Raw genomic sequence first — 20,560 nt, forward strand, 5'->3', positions numbered from 1 at the left:
GAACGTTCTGACCTGCGATGACGGATGGAATAGTCGGATCACCCGGATTTTCCCAATCCGATTGCCATTTTTCCCGAGAGCTGGAGAGCTGCAACGGAATTCGGCAGTATGACGCAGCGCAATGGGCTGATCGGTCACGTGGCGAGAAATGATCACCAATCCGCGAAGATCATTGTTCCAGTCTCCGGAATTGCACTGCAACCCGACGTCGGTCACCCCGCGAAGTGGAGCCGTACCGCGATTGCGGGGTTCACGACCGTGGTGATGTGCGCGGGCAATCGGGCGGTGAACCGTCGAGGATCGATTCCCGGGCAGGCCACAACGCGCCCTCTCGGGAGTCCGGGGGAGGGCGGGTTCAGCGGGTGCGCTTGATGAGGGCGTTGGCGGCCGCGTAGCCGGAACCGCCGCCCATGCCGGGGCCCGGGTGGGTGGAGGCTCCGATGTGCCAGAGGCCGGGGATGGGCGTGGCGTGGTTGCCCGCCGCGGGCAGCGGTCGCCACAGGTAGTTCTGGTCGAGCTCGGTGCTGCCTCCGTAGGGGTCGCCCTCGGCGGCGCTGGGGTTGTGCGCCGTGAGCTCCGGCGGGCTGATGATGTCGACCGCGCACACCAGGTCGTGCAGGCCGGGGGCGTGGGCGTTGAGCCGGTCGAGCACCCGGCGCGCGTAGCCCTCGGCCAGCTCGCGGGTCCAGCCCTGGCTGGTGTCGAGCTCTCCGGCGGAGTCGCCGAGCGGGTGGAACGGGAGTTCCTGCAGCTGCAGCCACAGCGACGCCGCGCCCCGGGGCACGCGGGTCTCGTCCAGCAGGTACTGGCTGCCCACGACGACGGTGGGGCGGCGCGGCAGGAGTCCCGCTTCGGCTTCGGCGCAGGCGATGCCGGTGCTCGACGAGCCGTCGGTGAGGTGCACGATCGGGAACGCCGCCAGCCGCTCGTCGCGCCACTTCAGCGGCGCGGCCAATGCGACGTGGATCTGCATCGCCGCTCGCCCGTACCGGAACTTCTCGGCCTGGCGCACCAGCTGGGGCTTGACGGCGCTGGGCGGCAGCAGCCGGCCGTAGAGCGCGGAGGGCGCGACCGAGGCCATCACACCGTGCCGCGCGCGCAGCACCCGGCCGCCCGCGACGACACCGATCGCGCGGCCGTCCTCGACGAGGACGCGCTCGACCTCGGTGTCGGTCTGGACCTGCACGCCCAGCGAGTCCAGCAGCTTGGAGAAGGCGGTCACGAAGTTGCCCGCGCCGCCCTCCACGACGGGCAGGCCGGCGCCGTGCAGCCCGGCGGCGAGCAGGCCGGTCATCAGCCCGCCGGAGGCGTGGTCCGGTCCCAGCCCGGCGTGCAGCAGCCAGGGCGTGAAGAGGTGGTCGACCTCGTGACCTCGGAACTCGCGCCGGTACAGGGCGCGGCCGCTGGTGGCGAGCTGCCGCAGCCAGCCCTCGGCGCCGCGCACGCCACCGGTGTTGATCAGCTTGGCTCCCTCCCACAGCATCGACCAGGACCGCAGCTCGCCGCCGAGCATCCGGTTGATGGCGGCGATGTTGGCGCCGATCCGGTCCAGCATGGACAGGTAGGCGTCGCGGTCGGCGTCGTGCTCGAAGGCTTCGACGGTCGTGGCCGGGTCGCGGTGGCTCGTCGTCACGCGGCCGTCGTCGGCGACGCTGGCCGCGGCCCAGGAGTCGGTGTTGCGGTAGGCCAGCCCGTGCTCGTGCAGCTGCGGACCGAGGGAGGCGTAGGCCGGGCCCGCCAGGAACAGCGGGTGCCACGACGAGTAGGTGTCGTGGATGTAGCCGGGGACGGTGCGCTGCTCGGATGCGATGAACCCGCCGAGCCGGTCGTTGCGCTCCAGCAGCAGCACGGACCGGCCCGCCCGTGCCAGTTCGGCCGCGGCGACCAGGCCGTTGATGCCGGCTCCGACGACGATCACATCGCTTTCGGCGCTCATCCAGCCGACCTTCCCGGGGCCCGCGAGCCCATATCACCACATCAATCGGAAAGATCTTCGCATTTGAACCTATACCGATCAAGACTTGGCGGTGGGAAGGGTTTTCGGGAATCCGGGTCGGTGCCACCGCCCGCACAGCACCGCCGAGCTCAGCGACAGCACCGCGGCGAGCGCCAGCGCGACCGGTGCACCCCACGCCGCCAGCGCCACCCAGCCGAGCCCGATGCCGACCACGCCGCTGACGGCCTTCGCGCTGTAGACCAGCCCGTGCACCTCGATGCTGCGGTGCTGGCCGAAGCACTCCCTGGCCAGCGCGGCGAACAGCGGGTAGAAGGCCCCACCACCGGCTCCGGCGACCGTCGCCCCGGCCACCAGCCACCCGGCGGAGGCCTGCTCGATGCCGATGAGCAGCAGCACCTGGCCTGCGGCCTGCACGGTCACCACCCAGCGCAGCGTCCGGCGGCGGCCGAGGCGGGCGGCGATCGCCATCGCCAGCGTCCGGCCCGCGCCGTTGGTGGCCACGAACAGGGCGATCGCCGCGACCGGGGACAGGGGTGCGGCCAGCAGCGCCAGGAAGGCCGCGTCGAACAGCGAGACCGCCGCCGCGCAGAACAGGCTCGCCGCCATCACCGCGAGCGCCGGGGTCCGCAGCGCCTCGGTGGCCGAGAACTCCCGCGCGGCGGGCGGGTTCGCCCGCGCCCAGCGGTGGTGGTCGACGTGCGCCGGCCACCAGTGCCGCGGCGGGTCGGCGATGAGCAGTCCGCACGCGGTGACGGCCACGAGCAGCGCGGGGGCGAAGGCGGTCAGCCCGGCCTCGACGTGCCGGGGTGCCAGGGCGAGGGCGATGACGAACGGGGTGGCGCCGTAGGCGAACGCGCCGGTGACGACGCCGACGCGGGCCGGGGAGTTCTCCGGGAACCACTTCTCGGTGGTGGAGGTGCAGGCGGCGTAGACCAGCCCCGCTCCGATCCCGCCGAGCACGGCGTACCCGGCGGCCACGCCCTGACCGAGGCTGAGAACGCCTGCGGCGCAGAGGAAGCCGCCGGTGATGAGCATCGCCCGAGGTCCGGTCCGGTCGTGCTGGCGCAGGTGGGCGCCGGGCAGTCCGGCGCCGGCCTGCAGCACCGCCCAGGCGGCCAGGGTCCAGCAGAGTCCGGCCAGGTCGTGCCCGGCGGCGAGCAGTCCGGGGATGGCCGCGCCGAAGGCGTACTGCATGGTTCCTACCAGCAGCATCGGCAGCCAGCAGGCCCACAGCATCGCCGCGCGGGGCAGGCCGGTGAGCTCGCGCGGTCGCTCGCCGACCCGGTAGCGGCGGCCGTGGTGGTCGCGCGCCTCCAGGTTCGGCGTGTGCAGTCCGATCATCGCCCACTTCTCGCGCATCGGTGTCACCGTCCGCTCGGCTCGGGTGTTGCTGCTCACAAGGACTTCGCCAACCGGACATCCCAACGGCATACTGTATGCAAGGCACGAATCGGGAGGAGGTGAGCACAATGCGGATCATCGGCAACATCCTGCGCCGTCTCGAACGCATGCCGCGCGGGTTCGCGGCGGACGGGCGCATGCTGGGACTGGCCACGTCCGCCGCGATCGAATCGGCTCGTCAGGACGACCGGCGCGGTGGCGCGCGGCCCGAGCCGACGCACGTCGACGAGGGGCGACTCGTCAACGCGCGCGGCTGATCGTCGGTGGTGGTGACCGGTGCGCTCATCTCCCGGCACCACCCCGGACCAGCCGTTCCTGCACCCACACGAAACCGATCGCGAACCCCACGCTGATCAGCGCCTGGTAGATCAGGAACGAAACCGGTTGCGGCGGCAGCGAGAAGCTGTCGCCCACCGCCAGCCTGGTGCCCACCTCCTGCACCAGCCGCGCCAGCGGGAACGCGATCAGCCAGTACAGCGCGACGGGTGCGAACGCGCCACCGCGCAGCACCCCGCGCAGCCGCAGCGCGCTGCACCCCGCGCCGAAGGCCGCCAGCGGCACCGCCAGCATCAGCCCGGCCGTGACCGCCCACGCCGGCGGTGCGCCGGCGACCAGCGTGAACAATGCGGTGAACAGCCCGGCGACGGAGCCGATGACCAGACCCGGGGCGGTGATCCTCGTCGTCTCGGTCATGTCAGCTCACGACCACTCCGAAGCGCACCAGGCTGTAGAACAGCATCCCGAGGTAGAACACCGCACCCGCACCGATGATGAGGTTGCTCCACCACTTCGGGCGGATCGGCTTGGGCAGCATCCTGTTGTTCACCAGCAGCAGCACCACGCAGTAGGCGCCCATCGCGAAGGTGGACAGGAACGCGAGGATGTCCAGGATCGCGCTCGGTCCGTCGGCCGGGCCGAACAGCAGGATCAGGATCCCGAAGATGATCACGCCCCACAGGAACGCGGCGTAGAGGTGCGACATCCGGAAGCGCTTGGCCCCCGGCACGAAGTTGTAGGTCATGTCGGCCTGACCCCGGGAGAACGAGTCGAACAGCCCGAGCGTCGCGTTGAGCCCGATCAGGGCGATGAACCCGAGGAACACCGTGCCCAGCATCGGAGAACCCGCCGAGGAGAAGGCGTCCGACATCGCCGACAGCGCGGCTTCCCGCTCACCGCTCTCGATCAGCGACTTCACGTCGGGGTTCTCCCGCGAGGCCGACTGCGCCAGCACCGTGAACGAGATCGTCACCAGCATCGTGACGCCCCAGAACAGCAGCAGCGCGTCGAAGGTGACCCAGCGCCGCCAGCCCTTCCACTTGGCCATCTCGGCCGGGTCCTCGGTGTCGAACATGAACCCGCGCGAGGGCATGACCTCCTCCTCGCCCGCGTGCCTGAGGCCGCGGATGCGGGGGATGTGCGCGCCCATGCCGGCGCCGGAATCGCGCAGGTGCAGCGTGTACCACATCTGCTGCATGCCCGACGGGCCCGCGAAGGCGATCGCGCCGACCACGACCGGGAACCACTCCGGTGACATCGCCGCCTCCGGGAAGTACCCGAAGTGGAACATGCCGGCGATCGTGCTGGTCAGGTCGCCCAGGTTGCCCACCAGCGAGGCGATGACAGCCGTGCCCACCACCAGCAGGCCGATGAGGATCGACAGCACGTTCTCCAGCAGGCTGTAGATCACCTTGGCCATGGTGAAGATGACCCCGACCAGCAGCAGCCCGACGCATCCCGAGATGTACCAGGGGATCCCGGTGATCTGCTCCAGGGCCGCGGCTCCGGCGGAGAGGTGACCGGGCCAGATGTAGACGGCCATCGCGGTGATGAAGAAGAACCACATGAGCGGTTTGGCCACGCGAGCCGCACCGGAGAAGATGCTCTCCCCGGTGGCCATCGCGTAGCGGGCCATCTCCAGCATGACCACGGCCTGCAGCGTGACCCCGATCAGGAACAGCCACCGGATCTCCGGGCCGAAGACCAGCACCAGCCGGGGCCACATGTAGGACTCACCCATGCCCACACCGAGCGCGACGAGGAACACGGTGGGGCCGAGCAGGTGGATGGACGGCGGCGCGTCGGGAAGCTTGCGGATGGGCATGGGTTCCAGCCCACCCGCGCTCCAGACCCGACCGCCGGTTTCTAATACCGGTTCTTGATCGTCTCTCCCAGGCGCCTTGTCAGCGTCCACATCGGACCTCCTTGTCCTCGGGACCTTCCAGTGAGAGCTCTGCTTAGCGGTGCGGGTGGCGGAACCTGAGCGACTCCGTGGACTGCGGGTGCCACTCCTGATGTATGTCCAATACACGGCGGAGTGGCCGTCCTCGCCACGAAGCCGCTCAGAACCCGCGGCGGTGCGAGTTGCGAGGGTGGTGGAGGAGAAAGCGGCTGCGCCGCTTGCGTGACCGTCGGCCGATCAGCCGAGGAGTCCGGCGGAGCGGGCCCAGCGGTACTTCGCGCCCAGCACCGCCACCGGCTTCTCGGTGGTGTAGGGGAAGGCGACGATGCCGTGGTCGAACAGGTAGTCCGCCGCCTTCTCCACCTCGGTGTCACCCGCCAGCGACACCACGATCGGCTTGTCGATCCCTTCCGCGCGCGCCTCCTCGGCCACGCGGGAAGCCAGTTCGGCGAACACCATCGGAGGAGTGACGATGGTGTGCCAGTACCCCAGGATCAGCGAGTGGATCCGCGGATCCCGCAACCCGAGCCGGATGGTGGCCTCGTAGGTGCTCGGCGGCTCACCACCGGTGATGTCGACCGGGTTGCCCGCCGCTCCGAACGGCGGGATGTAGCGCCGGAACTCCGCGTCGAGGTCCGGCGGGATGTCCATGAGGTCGAGACCGTTGGCCACGCAGGCGTCCGACAGCAGCACACCCGACCCGCCGGCACCGGTGATGATCACGACGTTCTCGCCCTGAGGCGTGGGCAGCACCGGGAGGCCGCGCGCGTACTCCAGCATCTCGTTGAGCCCGGGAGCCCGCACCACGCCCGAGTGGCGCAGGATGTCGTCGTAGACCTTGTCGTTGCCCGCCAGCGCCCCGGTGTGCGAACTGGCCGCTCGCGCGCCCATGTCGGTGCGACCGGCCTTGAGCACCACCACGGGCTTCTTCTTCGTGATGCTCTTGGCGGCCCGCACGAACGCCCGCCCGTCCTTGAGGTCTTCCAGGTGCATGGCCACGACATTGGTGTTGTCGTCGTGCTCGAAGAACGTCAGCAGGTCGTCCTCGTCCACGTCGGACTTGTTGCCCAGCCCGACGATCGCCGACACACCCATCTTCGTGGTGCGCGAGAAGCCCAGGATGGCCATCCCGATGCCGCCGCTCTGCGAGGTCAGCGCCACCCCGCCGCGCACGTCGTAGGGGGTGCAGAACGTCGCGCACAGGTTCTGCGGGGTGTAGTAGTAGCCGTAGATGTTGGGGCCCAGCAGCCGGATGCCGTGCTTGCGGGCGACCGCCACGACCTCCTCCTGCAGCTCGTGGTTGCCGGTCTCGGCGAAGCCGGAGGGGATCAGCACCGCCGCCGCGACGCCCTTCGCGCCGCACTCCTCCAGCGCCGAGGCCACGAACTTCGCGGGCACCGTGAACACCGCGACGTCCACCTCGCCCGGCACCTCGGTGATGCTCTTGTGCGCCTTGCGGCCCATGATCTCGTCGGCCTTGGGGTTGATCGGGTGGATCTCGCCCGCGTACCCGCCGTTGATCAGGTTCTTCATCACCGAGTTGCCGATCTTGCCCTCCTCGTTGGAGGCCCCGATCACCGCGATGCTGCTCGGCGTCATCAGCCGCCGCATCGACTCCAGGATCTCCTCCTGGGAGCGCTGCGGAGCCTCGGCGGGCTCCTCGGTCTGCAGCACGATCCGCACGTCGGCCGCCGTGGCGCCCGACGGTGTCGCGAAGACCGGGTTGAGGTCCAGCTCGGCGATCTCCGGGAAGTCGCCGACCAGCTCGGAGACCCTGCGCAGCACCTCCGAGAGCGCTTCGGCGTCAACCGGGTCCGCGCCGCGCGCACCGCGCAGCACCTCGGCCGCGGCGATGTCGTCGAGCATCGCCCTGGCCTCCCCGGCGCTCAGCGGAGCCAGCCGGAACGTGACGTCGGAGAGCACCTCCACCAGCACCCCGCCGAGCCCGAAGGCCACGACCTTGCCGAAGGTGGGGTCGGTGGTGGCCCCGACGATGACCTCCTGGCCGCTGACCATCTGCTGCACCTGCACCCCGGCGATCGCGGGGTTCTCGACGTGGGCGTGGGCGTTGGCCAGGATCTGCCGGTAACCGGCCCGCACGTCGTCCTCGCCGCTGACGTCGACCAGCACGCAGCCGGCGTCGGTCTTGTGCAGGATGTCCGGGGAGACGATCTTCAACGCCACCGGGCCGCCGAACTCGGCCGCCAGCGCGACCGCCTCGTCGGCGCTGGTGGCCAGGCCCTCACCGGCGGTGGGGATGCCGTAGGCGTCGCACAGCTGCTTGGCTTCGGGCGCGGTCAGCGCCGCCCGGCCCTCGGACCGCACCGCGTCGAGCACCTCCCGCACGCGGGCACCGTCGTATGCCACTTCAGATCACTCCGTTCGCCTTGAGCTCGGCCAGTTCGGACTCGTCGATGCCCAGCCGGTCCCGGAAGACCTCGGCGGTGTGCTCGCCGAGCAGGGGGGAGCGCTGGACGTCGACGGGGGAGTCGGAGAGCTTGATCGGGCAGCCGACCGTCTTGAACTCACCGCGCTCCGGGTGATCGACGCTGACGATCATGTCGTTGTCGGCCAGCGAGGCGTCCTCGATGATCTCCTTGGTCGACAGGATCGGACCGCAGGGCACGTTGTGCTCGTTGAGCGCGGCCAGCACGGTCCACTTGTCGTGACCGAGCGTCCACTCCTCGATCAGGCTGAACATCTTGTCCAGCTTGGACAGACGAGCTTCCGGCGTGGCCCAGTCGGGATCGTCGATCAGCTCGGGCCTGCCGATGAGCTTCGCGATCGGTGCCCAGCCCTGCGGCTGCACGATGACGTAGATGTAGTCGTTGTCGCCGCCCGGCTTGCAGCGCACCGCCCAGCCCGGCTGACCGCCGCCGGAGGCGTTGCCCGAGCGCGGGACCTCGTCGCCGAAGTCGGCGTTGGGGTACTCGCGCAGCGGGCCGTGCGCCAGCCGCTGCTGGTCGCGCAGCTTCACCCGGCACAGGTTGAGCACCGCGTGCTGCATCGCCACCGACACGCGCTGGCCGGCCCCGGTGCGCTCGCGCTGCAGCAGCGCGGCGAGGATCCCGGCCACCGTGTGGATCCCGGTCCCGGAGTCGCCGATCTGGGCTCCGGTGGCCATCGGTGGGCCGTCCTCGAAACCGGTGGTGGACATCGAACCGCCCATGGCCTGGGCGACCACCTCGTAGGCCTTGAAGTGCGTGTAAGGCCCGTCGCCGAAACCCTTGATGGAGGCGTAGATCAGCTTCGGGTTGATCTCGCGCAGCTTCTCCCAGGTGAAGCCCATGCGGTCCACGGTCCCGGGGCCGAAGTTCTCCACCAGCACGTCGGATTCGGCGACGAGCCGGGTGAAGATCTCCTTGCCCGCGTCGGACTTCATGTTCAGCGTGATGCTGCGCTTGTTGCAGTTGAGCATCGTGAAGTAGAGGCTGTCGGCGTCGGCGACGTCGCGCAGCTGCTTGCGGGTGATGTCGCCGGTGGGTGCCTCCAGCTTGACCACGTCGGCCCCGAGCCAGGCCAGGATCTGCGTCGCGGACGGTCCGGACTGGACGTGCGTCATGTCCAGGACGCGCACGCCTTCCAATGCACTCATGACTGGCACCTCTTTGCTCCTGAAGCGGCGAAGCCGCTCGGTCGACTCTCGCTACTGGCACCTCAACGCGAAAAAGGGCTCCGGGAAGGGGTCTCACTTGTACATGGTCTGGTTCATCGTTCCCGGGGCGTAGACCTCGGGATCGACCCAGACGTTGATCAGCGACGGCTTGCCGGACTCGCGCGCGCGTTGCAGCGCGGGGGCGATGTCGGCGGGGTCGTGGACCTCTTCGCCGTAGCCGCCGAGCATCTGCGCGAACTTGCTGTAGGGGATGTCGCCGAGGGTGTTGCCGACCCGGCCGCGGTCCTCGCCGTACTTGGCGACCTGGCCGTAGCGGATCTGGTTCATCGAGGAGTTGTTGCCGACGATGCCCACGAAGGGCAGGTCGAAGCGCACCATCGTCTCGAAGTCCCAGCCGGTGAGGCTGAACGCGCCGTCGCCGAACAGGCACACCACTTCCTTGTCGGGGCAGGCCTTCTTGGCGGCCATGGCGAACGGCACGCCGACGCCGAGGGTTCCCAGCGGCCCGGGGTCCATCCAGTGGCCGGGGGCCTTGGGCTGGATGACCTGTCCGGAGAAGGTGACGATGTCGCCGCCGTCGCCGATGTAGATGGAGTCCTCGGTGAGGAACTCGTTGATCTCGTGCACCAGCCGGTAGGGGTCGATGGGGGAGGAGTCGGAGTGCTGGCGCGGGAGGCGCTTGGTCAGCGCGGCGCTCTCGACCTCGCGCAGTTCCTGCACCCACGCCCTGCGCCCGCTGGCGCCGTTGTCGGTGCGCCCGGACGCGGCCTGCGACAGGGCGGTGAGCACCGCGTCGGCGTCGCCGACGATGCCCAGGTCGACGTCGCGGTTGCGGCCGACCGTGCGGTAGTCCAGGTCGATCTGCACGACCGTCGCCTCGGGGGAGAGGCGCTTGCCGTAGCCCATCCGGAAGTCGAACGGCGTGCCGAGGATGATGATCAGGTCGGAGTTCTGGAAGGCGTAGCGGCGCGCGAGCTGGAAGTGCAGCGGGTCCCCGGGCGGGAGCGTGCCGCGTCCGGCGCCGTTGCAGAACGCGGGGACGTTGAGCTCGCGGACCAGCTTGACCGCCGAGTCGGTGGCCCGGCAGGTCCAGGTCTGGCTTCCCAGCAGGATGCAGGGCTTCTCGGCCTTGACCAGCAGGTCGGCGAGCTTCTGCACCGCGTCGGGATCACCCGCCGAGCGGGTGGTGGCCCGGTATCCGCCGGCCTGCGGGATGCGGGCCTTGTCCACCGGGACCTTGGCGTCGAGCACGTCGCGCGGGATCTCCAGGAACGACGGGCCGGGCGAGCCGTGGAAGCACTCGCGGAAGGCCATCGAGACCATGTCGGCGGCGCGTTCGGTGTGCGGCACGGTGGCGGCGAACTTGGTGATCGGGTTCATCATGTCCACGTGCGGCAGGTCCTGCAGCGAGCCCATCTTGTGCTGCGACAGCGCGCCCTGGCCGCCGATGAGCAGCATCGGGCTCTCCGCGCGGAAGGCGTTGGCCACGCCGGTGACCGCGTCGGTGGTGCCGGGACCCGCGGTGACCACCGCGCAGCCGGGCTTGCCGGTGATGCGGGAGTAGCCGTCGGCGGCGTGGGCGGCGACCTGCTCGTGGCGCACGTCGATGACGTCGATGCCCTCGTCGACGCAGCCGTCGTAGATGTCGATGATGTGGCCACCGCAGAGGGTGAAGATCGTGTCCACGCCTTCGGCTTTGAGCGCCTTGGCGACGAGGTGACCGCCGGAGATCTGATCGGGTTCGCCTGCGTTGTCGGGTGCCGTCTGGGCCATCAGCGCTCATCCCCTTGTGTGAACACGCGTCTGCGGTCGTCTCCATACTGCATACCGTATGAGGTCTGTATCAGGGATACCGCAGCGAAGCGCGGGTGTCCATAGGTCGCCGCGGGATTCGTCGCCGGCCGAAGTGCGTCCACAGTGGATGGAAGGAATGCGGATCAGCTGGCCAGCGGGTCGATCTCGGCTTTCTTCAGAAGCCCGGGAGGGCGAGAATCTTGCCCGGTGATTCACATACTGTATACTGAATGCACCGACACCTGCGCCTGGCCGCAAGACCAGAGCGGAGATCGATTGTGAGAGTCGCTGTTGTCGGCGCCGGTGCCATCGGCGCGTACGTGGGTGCCTGCCTGCATCGGGCGGGAGCGGACGTGAGCCTGCTGGCTCGTGGGGACAACCTGGCCGCGCTGCGCGCCGACGGCGTGCGGGTGCTCAGCCCCCGCGGGGACTTCCAGGCCACGCCCCACGCCACCGACGATCCGGCTGAGATCGGCGCGGTCGACCACGTCGTCCTCGGCCTGAAGGCATATTCCTACGCCACCTGCGGACCACTGGTCCACCCCCTGCTCAAGGAGGACACCACGATCATCGCCGCGCAGAACGGAATTCCGTGGTGGTACTTCCACGGACTGCGCGGCCCCTTCGAAGGCCACCGCATCGACACCGTCGACCCCGGTGGCGCCGTCAGCCGGGTCCTGCCGCCACGCCGCGCCATCGGCTGCGTGGTCTACGCCGCCACCGAACTCGACGCCCCCGGAGTGGTGCGGCACAGGGAGGGGACCCGCTTCTCCATCGGCGAACCCGACGGCACCGCTTCCGGGCGCTGCCGCGAGTTCAGCGACGCCATGATCGCCGGCGGGCTGAAGTGCCCGGTCGAGGACGACATCCGCCGCGACATCTGGATCAAGCTGATGGGCAACGTCGCCTTCAACCCGATCAGCGCGCTCACCGGAGCCACCCTCGCCGGGATGTGCCGCCACTCGGGCGTGCGGGCGCTCGTGGCCGCGATGATGCGCGAATCGCTGGAGATCGCCGCCGCGCTCGGCTGCTCTCCTGACATCGCCATCGACCGGCGTCTGGCCGGAGCCGAACGCACCGGTGACCACAAGACCTCGACCCTGCAGGACCTGGAGAGGGGAAAACCCCTGGAACTGGAGGCGATGCTCACCGCGGTCGTCGAACTTGCCGACCTGGTGGGTGCCGAAGCCCCCACGTTGCGCACCGTCAACGCACTCGGTGACCTGCTCGGTCAGCGGCTCGCGCCCGGCGAGCCCGCGACGGCCGGGCGCATCCCACGGGAGTGAGCATGTCCGACCGCAGCAGCACCCGGGCCCGCCGCGCGCTCGTCGCGGCGGGCCCGGCCAGGGGTCCGCGATGACGGCCCGCAACCACCGCGACGCGCTCGACCGCGTCCTGCGCAGGACCATCGAGCCGCGAGCTCGCGACACCGACGGTGCAGGACGGTTCCCGCGCGAGAACGTCGACGCGCTCGGTCGGTCCGGTCTGCTCGGCCTGACCCTGCCCACCCGGCACGGCGGCTGCGGCCGCGGCCTCGGCGAAGCCGTCGAGGTCACCGACCGGGTCGCCCGAGTCTGCGGATCCACCGCCGCGGTGCTGGCCGCCCACTACGCGGCCACGGCGGTGCTGACCCGCCACGCCGATCCCGAACTGCTGCGCGCGATCGCCACCGGCCGCCACCTCAGCACCCTGGCGGTGGCCGAGACCGGGAATCCCGGACTGGTCCCGGCAGGGCGGGCGGAATCGCGCGGGGGAGTGGTCGCCCTGTCGGCCCGCAAGAACTGGGTCGTCTCGGCCGGTGAAGCCGACAGCTACGTCTGGACCGGACCGCCCACCGGGCCGCGCAGCGGCCTGTCGCTGTGGCTGATCCCGGCCGAAGCGCCCGGCCTGTGCGTTCCCGCATCGGCCGACGCGGTGGGGCTGCGCGGCAGCGCCACCGCGACCATCACCGCGGACCCGGTCCTGGTCCCCACCTCCGCCGCGATCGGCGGCGACGGGGCCGCGCAGGAGCTGATGGAGGTGATCCTGCCCTGGCTGTGCGCCCTGCAGGCCGCGCTCGCGCTCGGCCTGATGCGGGCGGTGCTCGCTCGCGGCGTCGAGTGCGTGACCGGCCCGCAGCCGTCCTGGTCCCGCTGGCAGGCCCCGCCCGCCGAGCAACCCGAGGTCAGGGCCGATCTGGCCCGGATGCGGACGAAGGTGGACACCGCCGAGCTGGTGCTCGCCGACGCCGTCCACCACGGCTGGCACCCCGACGGTCTGCAACGACTGCTGCAGGCCCGCGCGCTCAGCGGCGAGAACGCCGTCCAGGTCGCCGAACTCGGCATCAAGGTGTGCGGTCAGCACGCGTTCCGCCAGGACTACGGCGTCGAACGCCGCTTCAGAGATGCCCACACCGCGGCCCACGGTCAGTTCGCGGTGGATCAAGCCCTGGACCACCTGGGCAGAATCGCCTGCGGGAAGCCGCTTTTGGCCTAGGAAGAGGAAAGAACGGCCGCTCCCCACAAGCGGCCGCTCTCGGTCCCCCTCCCAGAACGGTGACGCCGGCGCCGGCGCGATGAATCCCCCATCACTCATCGAACCGGCGCCCGGCCACCCGAGCGACCGCCGATCCAACACCGGACGCCCATGTGCCCCAGGCAGGCAACACGAATGGTGCACGATTCAGCTTTCTCGGTGCTTTCACAACGGAGAAGCCGGAGCGTGTGGAGTTGATCTAGTCCTCGGTGCTCTGATCGAGGTAGCTCTTGCGGGTGTGCTCGGTGTGCTCGCGCATGAGGTTCGACGCGGTGTCGCCGTCCTTCTTGGCGATGGCGTCGATGAGCGCGGAGTGCTCGTCCCAGGCCTGCTTGCCGCGGCTCTTGGCGACGGGCGTGTGGTACCAGCGGACCCGGCGGTTGATCTGCGCGGCGAGTTCGTTGAGGACCTTGTTGCCGGACATCTCGGTGATCTTGGCGTGCAGCTCGGCGTTGGCGGCCACGACCGCTTCGACGTCGTCGGCCTTGAGCGCGGCGAGACCGGACTTGTAGATCCGCTTGAGCTCGGCGACGCCGTCCTTGGTGGAGTTCAGCGCCGCCAGCCGGGCGGATTCGGCTTCCAGCAGGGTTCGCACACCGAGGAGCTGATCGGCCTCCTCCGGGGTGGGGCTGTGGACGAAGGCGCCGTAACCCGGGCGCAGGTCGACCCACTCGTCCTTCTGCAGCCACTGGAGGGCTTCGCGGACGGGCTGGCGGGAGACGCCGAGCGCCTCGGCCAGTTCCTTCTCGACCAGGTGCTGGCCGGGCTTGAGCTCACCGGTGATGATCAGTTCGAGGATGGCCTCGTAGACCGTCTCGCGCAGCGGTACCGGGCGCGCCACCTGGCGGGTGGCGATGCCCTCGGACAGCTTCGAGGTCAGCGACATGCGGTCAGCTCCGGTTGCTCGTACCGACGGTGGCCACGGGCTCAGCCCGTGGTTTTAGCATACAGTATTCCGGACGGTGAGCGCGGAGGCGCGAGCGGCGGAACCGATTCGTCCAGTGTGGACCAGCCGCTGGGCCGAACGGATGGATAACGGGTGTGGTCCTGGACACCATCCTCCGGCCGGACTACAACCACCGGTGCCAGGCCTCAGAGCCGAGGTCCGCGGGGAACGATCCGCTCCCCACTGCCGGAGGCGCCGATGAGCGTGCCCGCGTTGCTCCCGTTCGCAGCGGTCGCCGTGCTGCTCGCAGCAGTGGCCACCGACCTGCTCACCTGCGCCCGAGGCCGCGCCCCCACGCGGCACGACCTGACCGTGGCCGCGGCCGGAATCGCGGTCGCGCTGCTCGCCGCGGGTGGCCTGAGCATCGGTTCACCGGCGGCAGCCGGGGAGTTCCTGGCGGCGTGGGGGTCGGCGTTCGCGGTCACCGTGGACCTGGCCGTCGTGCTCGTGGTGCTGACCCACCGGATCCCCGCCGCGAGAGGTCTGGTGGTGCTCGCCGTCGGGGCCTCCGCCCTGGCCCGGATCGTCCTGGCGGCCACCGGAGTCGCCGGGGTCGCGTGGATCTCGGCGCTGTTCGGGCTGCTGGTGCTCGTCGCCGCGTGGCGGCTGTTCCGGAGCGGCGAAACCGGCCTGCCGCGCGCCGGGTCGCTGAGCCTCGGCGCAGTTCCGGCGGCGGTGGCGTTCGGCGCCTTCGCGGTCTCGGCGACCGGCGGAGGATCGGTGGTGGTGCTGTGCGCGAACCTGCTCGCGCTGCTCGGCGCCGTCCGGCTGGTGCGGCTGACCGCCCGGCTGTGCGCGCGGGCGCCCGACGCGGCGGTCGGCTTCTCGGCGCTGCTGGTGTTCCTCGGGGTGAAATCCCTGCTCTCCGGGCTGTCCGGGCACGGGCCCGCGGACGACGCCGGGGTGATGGTGCTGTCGCTGGGGATGGCACTGCTGGTGGCGGCGCTGATGGTGATCACCGCGGTGCGCGCCGAGCGTTGACGGATCGTCATTCGCGAGCCGAAGATGAGCCCTTCGCTGATCAGCCGGGCGGGAGGCGCCTTGAGCACCGGGACGCAGCACACGACAGGTTTCTTCCACGGCCGCACCATCGACGAGCTCGGCGAGCAGCTGCGCCGCGATGAGCTGCGCGCCGTCGACCTCGCCACCGCCGCGCTCGCCGCGGTCGACGCGCTCGACGGCGAGCTGAACGCCGTGGTCACCCTCGACCGCGACGGCGCGCTGCGCGCGGCGGAGAAGGCCGACGCCGAGCTGTCCGACGGCCTCGACCGCGGCGCGCTGCACGGCATTCCGGTGGCGGTCAAGGACATCATCGACGTGGCCGGGTTGCGCACCACCATGGGCTCGGCGCACTTCGCCGACCACGTGTCCACATCGGACGCCGAGTGCGTGCGGCGGTTGCGGGAGGCCGGGGCGGTGATCATCGGCAAGACCACCACGCACGAGTTCGCCTTCGGCCCCACCGGGGACCGCGCCCACAACGGGCCCTCGCGCAACCCGCACGATCGCGGGCGGATGACCGGCGGCTCCAGCGGCGGTAGCGGCGCGGCGGTCGCCGCCGGGATGGTGCCGCTGGCGCTGGGCACCGACACCGGTGGTTCGGTGCGCATCCCGGCATCGCTGTGCGGGGTCGCCGGTTTCAAACCCGCCCACGGCGCGATTCCCACCGACGGCGTGTTCCCGCTGTCGCAGACCCTCGACCACGTCGGCGTGCTCGCGGGCACCACCGCCGACTGCCGGCTGGCCTACCGGGTGCTGGCCGGGCTGCGGCCGATGCCCAGCCGCGAGCGCGGTTCCGAGGTGTCCCTCGGCTGGATCCCGCCGGACCTGCTGCACCCCACCGACCCCCGGGTCACCGGCGTCGCGCGGACTGCGCTCGACGTCGACGGGATCGACGTGCGGGAAGTCCGGCCGAGCGGGCTGGAGGGGATGCTGCGAGCCTTCGGCGCGATCCAGTTCAGCGAGGCCCACGCCGTGCACGCCGAGCGCATCGCCGACGCGCCGCAGCTGTTCACCGACGACGTCCTGGCGATCCTGCGGCTGGCCGGTGAGACCGCGGGTTGGCAGTACGTGCGGGCGCTCGGTGAGCGCGACGACTGGCGCGCCGAGGTCGCCGGGCTGCTCGACGAGGTCGAGCTGCTGGCCATGCCCACCACCTGCGTCACCGCGCCCGAGATCGACCAGCGCGAGATCGAGGTCAACGGCACGGCAACGCCGGTGCGCGGCCCGCTGATCGGGCTGACCCGGCCCTGGAACCTCGCCGGAGCCCCGGCGATCTCGGTGCCCGCCGGAACGGTGGACGGGCTCCCGGTCGGCCTGCAGCTGGTCGGCCGACCGGGACAGGAGGACCGGCTGTTCGCCGTCGCCGCCCGACTCAGCCGTTGATCGCCTCGGCGATCGCCTTGCCGAGGTCCTCGGTCGTGGCGGTGCCGCCCAGGTCCGGGGTGCGCGGGGCGGTGGGGTCGCCGAGCACCTGCTCGATCGCGGCCACCACGTCCGCGCCCGCCTCGGTCAGGCCCAGGTGGTCGAGCATCATGCCGACCGACCAGATCTGGCCGATCGGGTTGGCGATGCCCTTGCCCGCGATGTCCGGCGCCGAGCCGTGCACCGGCTCGAACGTCGACGGGTAGCGACCCTCCGGGTTGATGTTGCCCGAGGGAGCGACGCCGATCGTGCCGGTCACGCCCGGACCGAGGTCGGAGAGGATGTCGCCGAAGAGGTTGCTGGCCACCACCACGTCGAAGCGCTCCGGGGTCATCACGAACCGCGCGCACAGGATGTCGATGTGGTCCTGGTCCACGCGGATCTCCGGGTACTCCTGGGAGATCTCGGCGAACCGCTCGTCCCAGAACGGCATCGAGTAGTAGATCCCGTTGGACTTCGTCGCCGAGGTCACGTGCGGTTTCCCGAGCTTGCGGGCCAGGTCGAAGGCGTAGCGCATGATCCGGTCGGTGCCGAAGCGGGTGAACGACGCGGTCTGCAGCACCGTCTCGCGGTCGGTTCCCTCGTTCTGGCGGCCGCCGAGCTTCGAGTACTCGCCCTCGGTGTTCTCCCGCACCACCCAGAAGTCGATGTCGCCGGGCTGCTTGTCGCGCACCGGAGGCGTCACCCCGGGCAGCAGGCGCACCGGGCGCAGGTTGACGTACTGGTCGAACACCCGGCGGATCGGGATCAGCAGCCCCCACAGCGAGATGTGGTCCGGAACGCCCGGGTAGCCGACCGCGCCCAGCAGGATCGAGTGGTGGTCGCGCAGCCGGTCGAGGCCGTCCTCGGGCATCATCCGCCCGGTCTTGCGGTAGGTCTCGCAGCTCCAGTCGAAGTGGCGGTGGTCGAACCGCACGCCGTACTTCGCGCCGATCACGTCCAGCACGCGCAGCGCTTCGGGCATGACCTCGTTGCCGATGCCGTCGCCGGGCAACACCGCGATCTCGTACTTCTGCATGGGCACATCCCGTCGCAAGGTCGAGCGGACACGTTCGGGTTCATCTAACGCGTGGGGACATCGGCGGGGAAGGGTCGTGCGGCAACGGTGGCGGAGGAGCGCGTCACGGGCTACCAAGGACGGGTGACCGACGACGGCGCGGTCTCGGCGCTGCGCGAGATCGCCTTCTGGCTGGAACGGCAGAACGCGCCCACCTACCGGGTCCGGGCGTTCCGCCGGGCCGCCGCGGTCGTGTCCGAGACCTCCGACCTGGGCCGGCGGGTCGAGTCCGGCGGGCTCACCGACCTGGAGGGCATCGGCCGCACCACGGCCGCGGTCATCACCCAGGCCCACCGCGGTGACACCCCCGACTACCTGGTGAAGCTGCGCGACGAGGCCGAGGTCCCCGAGCACGGCGAAACCCTGCGCGCCGCGCTGCGCGGGGACTGCCACACCCACTCCGACTGGTCCGACGGCGGAAGCCCGATCGCCGAGATGGCCACCACCGCGCGAGAGCTGGGGCACGAGTGGATGGCGCTGACCGACCACTCGCCCCGGCTCACGGTCGCGCGCGGCCTGTCGGCCGAGCGGCTGCGCGAGCAGCTGGGCGTGGTCGGCGAGCTCAACCGGCGGCTGGCGCCGTTCCGGATCCTCACCGGCATCGAGGTCGACATCCTCGGTGACGGCAGCCTCGACCAGGACGACGACCTGCTCGCCGAGCTCGACGTCGTGGTGGCCAGCGTGCACTCGGACCTGCGGATGGCCTCGGGGCCGATGACCCGCCGGATGGTCGCCGCCGCCCGCAACCCGCACGTCGACGTGCTCGGGCACTGCACGGGCCGGCTCATCGGCGACCGCAAGCGGCCGCAGTCGACCTTCGACGCGCGGGAGGTGTTCACCGCCTGCCGCGACCACGAGGTCGCCGTGGAGATCAACTCCCGTCCTGACCGGCTCGACCCGCCCCGCGAGCTGCTGGAACTCGCCCGCGACCTCGGCTGCGAGTTCAGCGTCGACTCCGACGCCCACGCCCCCGGCCAACTCGACTGGCTGTTCCACGGTTGCGCCCGCGCCGAGGAGTGCGGCATCGGCCCCGACCGCGTCATCAACACCCGCCCGGCAGCGGATGTCGCCGGCTGAAAGTCCCACTTGCGGGGTTCTCGGACGGGCTGTCACCGTACGCGTGAGCCGCCGTTGCGACGAAGCAGCAGGTCCAGGCCCGGTTTTCGGGGCAACGGCACGTCGAGAGCGAGGCGCTCATGCCGGCCACCGAACACGCCACCCCCACCCGGCCAGGCCCCCACGGGCCGCAGAACCTCGAACGCTTCCGCGCGGACGTCGCGCGCATCATCGACGACTACCCGCACCAGCCGGTGTTCCCGCTGTACGTGGAGCTGCGGGACCTGCGCGACAGGGCGATGAAGGTGCTGGAACGGCGGGTGCCCGCCGACCACGCCCGCGACTGGTTCCACACCACCGGCCTGGTGTGCGCGGCGATGGCCAACGCCGCCTTCGACCTCGGGCACCCGGTGGCGGCCGAAACCCGATGCGCTGCGCTGCTGGATCCGGGGCACGCAGAGCCTGGTGGCCTACTGGGACGACCGCTGTCGAGACTCCGTCGAGCTCGCCCAGGACGGGTTGCGCCACCATCCCGAATCCGGCACCGCCATGGTGCGGCTGGCGGCCGTGGAGGCCCGCGCGCAGGCGCGGCTGGGCGACGCCCACGCCGCCGAACGCGCCCTGACCCGCGCCGAGGAAGCCCGCGAGCAGGTCGTGGAGGCCGACGACCCGGCCGGGCTGATGGAGTTCCCGGTCGCCAAGCAGTACGGCTACGCCTCCTCGACCGCGCTGTGGCTCGGTGGCCAGGTGGGCCTCGCACGCGCCGAGCGCGACGCGATCACCGCCATCGCCGGTTACGCGCAGGAACCCGCCGAGCGGCAGCGCATCGGCGAGCTGTGCCTCGCGCGGCTGGACCTGGCCGCCGCTCGGCTGCGAGGCGGGGAGCTCGACGGAGCCGTCGAGCAGGTCGACCTGGTGCTGGTCGCGGCCGCCGCGCGACGGACCGAAGCCGTGCTGCGGCGACTGCGGCGGCTCGGCAAGGCGCTGGAGCGCACGCCGCTGCAGGCGGCCCCGGCTGCGGTGGAACTGCGCGAGAAGATCGGCTCGTTCTGCGCGGCCCGAGGGGTGTCCCCACTGGTCGGGCAACCTCGTTGAAGCTTGAAGTTCTGTTAGGCTCTGGGTCGTGAGTGACACGCGCTGGTTGAGCGACCACGAGCAGCGCGCCTGGCGGAAGCTGGCCGCCCTGATGGCGGTCGTGCCGGCCGCTCTGGACGCGCAGCTGCAGCGCGACGCCGGACTGACGATGTTCGGCTACTGGGTGCTGGCGATGCTCTCGGAGGCGCCCGGGCACCAGCTGCGGATGAGCCACCTCGCGCAGCAGTCCAACGCCTCGGCCTCGCGCGTCTCGCACGTGGTGTCGCGGCTGGAGAAGCAGGGCTACGTCGCCCGCCGCAAGGCCGAGGACGACGCGCGCGGCAGCATCGCCGAGCTCACCGACGCCGGGATGGCCAAGGTCGTCGCCTCCGCCCCCGGCCACGTCGAGCAGGTCCGCTCGCTGATCATGGACGGTCTCGACGAGGACCAGGTCCGGAGCCTCGACGAGCTCTGCAGCGCACTGCTCGCCCAGGTCGATCCGGGCGGAACCCTCTCGGTGGCCCCGCCCGGCTGACCCGGCC

At 70.8% G+C, this 20,560-nt stretch carries 18 protein-coding genes; 8 read left to right on the forward strand and 10 right to left on the reverse strand.

From position 1 onward, the window contains the following. Positions 1–355: 355 nt before the first annotated feature. Positions 356–1,936 (reverse strand): phytoene desaturase family protein, encoded by a 1,581-nt coding sequence (locus KBO27_RS08160; RefSeq protein ID WP_210969373.1) that lies wholly within the window; start codon positions 1,934–1,936, stop codon positions 356–358. A gap of 78 nt (positions 1,937–2,014) precedes the next feature. Beyond that, complete coding sequence (locus KBO27_RS08165; RefSeq protein WP_210969374.1) at positions 2,015–3,316, reverse strand: MFS transporter; 1,302 nt, start codon at positions 3,314–3,316, stop codon at positions 2,015–2,017. A 110-nt stretch (positions 3,317–3,426) separates the two neighbouring features. Between KBO27_RS08165 and KBO27_RS08170 the strand changes: the two genes are divergently transcribed. Then, on the forward strand, positions 3,427–3,615 hold the full coding sequence (locus KBO27_RS08170; protein ID WP_210969375.1) for a hypothetical protein: 189 nt from the start codon (positions 3,427–3,429) through the stop codon (positions 3,613–3,615). A gap of 25 nt (positions 3,616–3,640) precedes the next feature. On the opposite strand, the gene KBO27_RS08175 is transcribed toward KBO27_RS08170, so the two are convergent. The 5 genes from KBO27_RS08175 to KBO27_RS08195 form a co-directional block, all read right to left on the reverse strand. Next, on the reverse strand, positions 3,641–4,051 hold the full coding sequence (locus tag KBO27_RS08175) for a hypothetical protein (RefSeq protein WP_210969376.1): 411 nt from the start codon (positions 4,049–4,051) through the stop codon (positions 3,641–3,643). A 1-nt stretch (position 4,052) separates the two neighbouring features. Next, positions 4,053–5,459 (reverse strand): Nramp family divalent metal transporter, encoded by a 1,407-nt coding sequence (locus tag KBO27_RS08180; protein WP_246536588.1) that lies wholly within the window; start codon positions 5,457–5,459, stop codon positions 4,053–4,055. 315 nt (positions 5,460–5,774) lie between these two features. Beyond that, a complete protein-coding gene (locus KBO27_RS08185) occupies positions 5,775–7,904 on the reverse strand; it encodes an acetate--CoA ligase family protein (RefSeq protein WP_210969377.1) in 2,130 nt (709 codons plus the stop codon). A 1-nt stretch (position 7,905) separates the two neighbouring features. Then, complete coding sequence (frc, locus tag KBO27_RS08190) at positions 7,906–9,132, reverse strand: formyl-CoA transferase (protein ID WP_210969378.1); 1,227 nt, start codon at positions 9,130–9,132, stop codon at positions 7,906–7,908. 93 nt (positions 9,133–9,225) lie between these two features. After that, positions 9,226–10,926, reverse strand: a complete 1,701-nt coding sequence (locus KBO27_RS08195) for a thiamine pyrophosphate-binding protein (protein WP_210969379.1) — start codon at positions 10,924–10,926, stop codon at positions 9,226–9,228. 299 nt (positions 10,927–11,225) lie between these two features. On the opposite strand from KBO27_RS08195, the gene KBO27_RS08200 reads away from it, so the two are divergent. Both KBO27_RS08200 and KBO27_RS08205 read left to right on the forward strand, forming a co-directional pair. Next, complete coding sequence (locus KBO27_RS08200; protein ID WP_210969380.1) at positions 11,226–12,233, forward strand: 2-dehydropantoate 2-reductase; 1,008 nt, start codon at positions 11,226–11,228, stop codon at positions 12,231–12,233. A gap of 70 nt (positions 12,234–12,303) precedes the next feature. Further along, positions 12,304–13,422, forward strand: coding sequence for an acyl-CoA dehydrogenase family protein (locus KBO27_RS08205; RefSeq protein WP_210969381.1), 1,119 nt, complete (start codon positions 12,304–12,306; stop codon positions 13,420–13,422). Between the two features lie 238 nt (positions 13,423–13,660). Here KBO27_RS08205 and KBO27_RS08210 read toward each other — a convergent pair whose 3' ends face one another. Then, positions 13,661–14,347 (reverse strand): GntR family transcriptional regulator, encoded by a 687-nt coding sequence (locus KBO27_RS08210; RefSeq protein ID WP_210969382.1) that lies wholly within the window; start codon positions 14,345–14,347, stop codon positions 13,661–13,663. Between the two features lie 258 nt (positions 14,348–14,605). Here KBO27_RS08210 and KBO27_RS08215 point away from each other — a divergent pair, with 258 nt between their 5' ends. Further along, entirely contained in the window at positions 14,606–15,388 is a 783-nt protein-coding gene (locus KBO27_RS08215; protein WP_210969383.1) for a hypothetical protein, read from the forward strand. 60 nt (positions 15,389–15,448) lie between these two features. Next, positions 15,449–16,792, forward strand: coding sequence for an amidase (locus KBO27_RS08220; protein ID WP_246536589.1), 1,344 nt, complete (start codon positions 15,449–15,451; stop codon positions 16,790–16,792). Here the strand turns inward: KBO27_RS08220 and KBO27_RS08225 are convergent. Further along, the gene (locus tag KBO27_RS08225) at positions 16,782–17,849 is read right to left on the reverse strand and encodes a tartrate dehydrogenase (protein WP_210969385.1); all 1,068 of its coding nucleotides are present in this window, start codon (positions 17,847–17,849) and stop codon (positions 16,782–16,784) included. The two genes, KBO27_RS08220 and KBO27_RS08225, sit on opposite strands and share 11 nt — an antisense overlap. A 123-nt stretch (positions 17,850–17,972) precedes the next feature. Here KBO27_RS08225 and KBO27_RS08230 point away from each other — a divergent pair, with 123 nt between their 5' ends. Then, positions 17,973–18,965, forward strand: a complete 993-nt coding sequence (locus tag KBO27_RS08230; RefSeq protein WP_307870293.1) for a PHP domain-containing protein — start codon at positions 17,973–17,975, stop codon at positions 18,963–18,965. Between the two features lie 32 nt (positions 18,966–18,997). On the opposite strand, the gene KBO27_RS08235 is transcribed toward KBO27_RS08230, so the two are convergent. Further along, positions 18,998–19,399 (reverse strand): hypothetical protein, encoded by a 402-nt coding sequence (locus KBO27_RS08235; protein WP_210969386.1) that lies wholly within the window; start codon positions 19,397–19,399, stop codon positions 18,998–19,000. A gap of 10 nt (positions 19,400–19,409) precedes the next feature. On the opposite strand from KBO27_RS08235, the gene KBO27_RS08240 reads away from it, so the two are divergent. Together KBO27_RS08240 and KBO27_RS08245 are read left to right on the forward strand one after the other, a co-directional pair. Further along, entirely contained in the window at positions 19,410–20,039 is a 630-nt protein-coding gene (locus KBO27_RS08240) for a hypothetical protein (protein WP_210969387.1), read from the forward strand. Positions 20,040–20,067: 28 nt separating this feature from the next. After that, positions 20,068–20,553 carry a MarR family winged helix-turn-helix transcriptional regulator gene (locus KBO27_RS08245; RefSeq protein ID WP_210969388.1) on the forward strand — a complete coding sequence of 162 codons (486 nt, stop codon included), beginning with the start codon at positions 20,068–20,070 and terminating at the stop codon, positions 20,551–20,553. Positions 20,554–20,560 lie beyond the last annotated feature (7 nt).

The organism is Saccharopolyspora endophytica, from assembly GCF_018070075.1.
GTDB classification, from domain to species: Bacteria; Actinomycetota; Actinomycetes; order Mycobacteriales; family Pseudonocardiaceae; genus Saccharopolyspora; species Saccharopolyspora endophytica.

What these genes read in the sequence shown, in the direction of transcription:
- KBO27_RS08160 (WP_210969373.1), bottom strand. Translation starts at nt 1,936, where the DNA reads ATGAGCGCCGAAAGCGATGTGATCGTCGTCGGAGCCGGCATCAACGGC.
- KBO27_RS08165 (WP_210969374.1), bottom strand. Translation starts at nt 3,316, where the DNA reads ATGCGCGAGAAGTGGGCGATGATCGGACTGCACACGCCGAACCTGGAG.
- KBO27_RS08170 (WP_210969375.1), top strand. Translation starts at nt 3,427, where the DNA reads ATGCGGATCATCGGCAACATCCTGCGCCGTCTCGAACGCATGCCGCGC.
- KBO27_RS08175 (WP_210969376.1), bottom strand. Translation starts at nt 4,051, where the DNA reads ATGACCGAGACGACGAGGATCACCGCCCCGGGTCTGGTCATCGGCTCC.
- KBO27_RS08180 (WP_246536588.1), bottom strand. Translation starts at nt 5,459, where the DNA reads ATGCCCATCCGCAAGCTTCCCGACGCGCCGCCGTCCATCCACCTGCTC.
- frc (WP_210969378.1), bottom strand. Translation starts at nt 9,132, where the DNA reads ATGAGTGCATTGGAAGGCGTGCGCGTCCTGGACATGACGCACGTCCAG.
- KBO27_RS08195 (WP_210969379.1), bottom strand. Translation starts at nt 10,926, where the DNA reads ATGGCCCAGACGGCACCCGACAACGCAGGCGAACCCGATCAGATCTCC.
- KBO27_RS08205 (WP_210969381.1), top strand. Translation starts at nt 12,304, where the DNA reads ATGACGGCCCGCAACCACCGCGACGCGCTCGACCGCGTCCTGCGCAGG.
- KBO27_RS08210 (WP_210969382.1), bottom strand. Translation starts at nt 14,347, where the DNA reads ATGTCGCTGACCTCGAAGCTGTCCGAGGGCATCGCCACCCGCCAGGTG.
- KBO27_RS08215 (WP_210969383.1), top strand. Translation starts at nt 14,606, where the DNA reads ATGAGCGTGCCCGCGTTGCTCCCGTTCGCAGCGGTCGCCGTGCTGCTC.
- KBO27_RS08225 (WP_210969385.1), bottom strand. Translation starts at nt 17,849, where the DNA reads ATGCAGAAGTACGAGATCGCGGTGTTGCCCGGCGACGGCATCGGCAAC.